This is a genomic window from Promineifilum sp. (SeqCode) (assembly GCF_041918635.1).
Classification (GTDB): domain Bacteria; phylum Chloroflexota; class Anaerolineae; order Promineifilales; family Promineifilaceae; genus Promineifilum.
Window position 1 is genome coordinate 1 of sequence record NZ_JAYRVJ010000718.1, and the last position, 2275, is coordinate 2275.

Annotated in this window: 2 protein-coding genes; both read left to right on the forward strand. The window is 67.6% G+C overall.

The annotated features are described in order from the left end of the window. Positions 1–220: hypothetical protein (locus tag ACE3UY_RS20995; protein ID WP_374689431.1), on the forward strand; the 220-nt coding region annotated here is incomplete at its 5' end. 43 nt (positions 221–263) lie between these two features. Further along, positions 264–2275: hypothetical protein (locus ACE3UY_RS21000; RefSeq protein ID WP_374689432.1), on the forward strand; the 2012-nt coding region annotated here is incomplete at its 3' end.

Sequence of the window (2275 nt, forward strand, 5' to 3'; positions counted from 1 at the left end):
CGTATTCGTCTACGATTTGGAGCGCGGCGAGAGCCGGGACATCCACTCCGGGCCGGCCTCGCTGTTGCGCTGGAGTACCTATGGCAGATACGTGCTGTTGAGCATTGTTCAAGACAACACACCCCAGATCGTGGCGGTGAGCGTTGAGCCGAACGGCGCGGAACAAGTGATTGTGGAAAACGGCGAACTCATCGAGGTTGTTCCCTATCCCGTTCCCTGAACCGGGGCGGCCGCATACTAGGTAATGCAAAACGGAGACTCACATGCACCGCAGATTCTCGTTGACCTACTTGTTGCTGGTACTCGTCCTGCTCGGTTGCGCATCACAGCCGGCGGTGGTCGGTGAGCAATCGACGGCGAGTGTCGCGGCCCCGACCGAGCCAGCCGGGCCGACCGTTCCCGCCGCGACACCCGCGGCGACCGACATGGCGACGCCTCTCCCCGAGCCAACGGTCGCGGCCACCGCCACGACCGGGCCGGCTGCCCCCACGGTGACAGTACCCCCAACCCTCACAACGACGCCCATTGACGGCACGCTCGTCCTCTATTCGTCCATCGTTGGCATCCCGGCCTCGCCCGACCAGCCGCCGCCCTGGGACACCTACTGGTCGCTGCGGACGCTGCCGGCGCTGCCCTATCTCACGGCCGACTTCGACGTGCTATACGGCCCGAGCGAGAACAACGCGCCCGGCCGGTACTTCTTCAATTTCCGCCCCCAACTCTCGCCGAACGGCCGCTACCTCCTGGTGCCGGGTCTCGCCAGCTATCCCGAATACGACGTAGAGGGAACCGGCACGTGGCTGATCGACCTGGAAGCGGGCGCGGCGCGGGAGTTGCTATCGGACGGCGTGATCGCCACGTGGAGCCCGACCAGCGATGCGATTACCTACGTAGCGGGCGACACGCTGTATACCCTAAATGTTGCTGAGGGGGCCGCGCCGATGCCGCTCTTTCAGCACGACGGTCTATGGCCGCTCTACGCCCACTGGTCGCCCGACGGTCGCTGGATTGTCACGATGACCGGAGTGCAGCACGAGCCGAGCGGGGCCGAGGGGACAGACCTCACCTTCACCTACTGGCTCGTGCCGCCGGACGGCGAGCCGGCTCGCGAGTTAGCCGTCCGCGAGACCTACGGGGCTGAGTACCACACAAGCGAGATATCCTGGTCACCCGATGGTCAATTCCTGTTGATGCACACTCTGGTATATGATCTGGAAGGCAACACGCTCTCGCCCGAACCGCTGGGCGGCGCGGAGTGGCTGGCCGGCGACTCGCACCTGCTTTTGCAGAGAGATGGAGGATTGCGCACCATCACTGTCGCCGGCGAAGAGGTCACCCGCATCTACACGGAAGCGTCTGGGTCCGGCGCGCATCGTTTGGCCTTTTCGCGCGACGGCCAGAAGTTGGCCTATACCCTGCCGCGCACCGACGAGGGTATCGCCATCGCCGTCTACGATATGACCGGCGGCGAAACGCAGATCGTGGGGACGGTTCCGGGCGCGTTCTACATCAACCTGCTGCGCTGGAGCGGGGACGATAGTCTCCTGCTGGCCGAGGCTGACCACGGCGAGGGGCGCTACGATATCTGGACGTTGCGCGCCGAGCCGAACGGCGCGGTGGAGCGGCTGCTGCCGGACGCGGAGTTGGCCGAGGTCGTGCCCTATCCCTTCCCGTTGCCCACGTCCAACCCGTCCGCCACGCCGGCTGCCGCGCCCGCCGAGGGCGCGCCGCTGCTCATCTATCGCCCCGACGGCCACCTCTACCGCGCCTCCCTTCGGGACGGCTCCGGCCAACAATTGACGGCCCAACCGCTGGAGGACGCGGACGATCCCGACGCGGTGGGGGCCATCGTCAGCTACCGCCCGCCGGTCGTTTCCCCTGACGGCCGGCTGCTGGCCCTCAACGGCCACTGGGGCGGGGCGGCGGCGCTCGACCTGACGACGGGCCAGGCCATCGGCGCCGGCCGCGGCGTGGCCATGTTGGCCCCCAGTTGGTCGCCCGACAGTCGCGCCCTGGCCTACGTCGCCCAGGACGGCCAACTGTGCATCTATCACCTCGACAATGCGCCGGCCGACTGCATCTTCCGCAGCGAGGGCCTGCAGGACGCGGCCTGGTCGCCGGCAGGCGCGCTCATCGCCGCGGCCGTCGTCGCGCCGTCAGCCGAGGGTAGCGCCGATTGCTGCGCCGGCCAGGTGTGGCTGGTGGATGTCGCCGGCGGCGAGGCCACGGCCATTGGCGACTATGCGACCGGCTTCGAGATCGCGCCGGGCGAGGC